Here is a 332-nt window from a genome sequence, read left to right as displayed (position 1 = left end):
CGGCCAGCACCGCTCCGCTGGCGGGGTTCTGCGTCGTAAAAAGCGTGCCGGGCGCGGTGAAGGCCCCGTCGATGAAATGGCCGAAGCGCCGGCCATGGGCCTCCAGCCAGTCCTGCGCCGGCCCGTCGCTCTCGGGGGAGGGGCCATATTCGAGCGTCTCGAAAACCTGCATGATCGTGTTCATCTTCTCTCCCCGCCCTCAGACCATGGGCTGGCGGTAATCGGCGGCATAGCGCCCGGTGAGGCCGTGCTCGAGCTGGCGCTCGATATCGGTCAGGAGGCTCGAGGCGCCGAACCGGAACAGATGCGGCTCGAGCCAGGCCCGGCCCAGC

Annotated in this window: 1 protein-coding gene and 1 pseudogene; both read right to left on the bottom strand. The window is 68.7% G+C overall.

Features of this window, described 5'->3' with window-relative positions; all coding sequences use genetic code 11:
• On the bottom strand, positions 1–184 hold a 184-nt coding region (locus EMQ25_RS17930; protein WP_148114834.1), incomplete at its 3' end, for a hypothetical protein.
• Between the two features lie 15 nt (positions 185–199).
• A pseudogene (locus EMQ25_RS18460) lies at positions 200–332 on the bottom strand (deoxyribose-phosphate aldolase); the annotation flags it as partial.

Source organism: Arsenicitalea aurantiaca, from assembly GCF_003994485.1.
GTDB classification, from domain to species: Bacteria; Pseudomonadota; Alphaproteobacteria; order Rhizobiales; family Devosiaceae; genus Arsenicitalea; species Arsenicitalea aurantiaca.
This window is presented reverse-complemented; position numbering and strand designations above follow the sequence as displayed.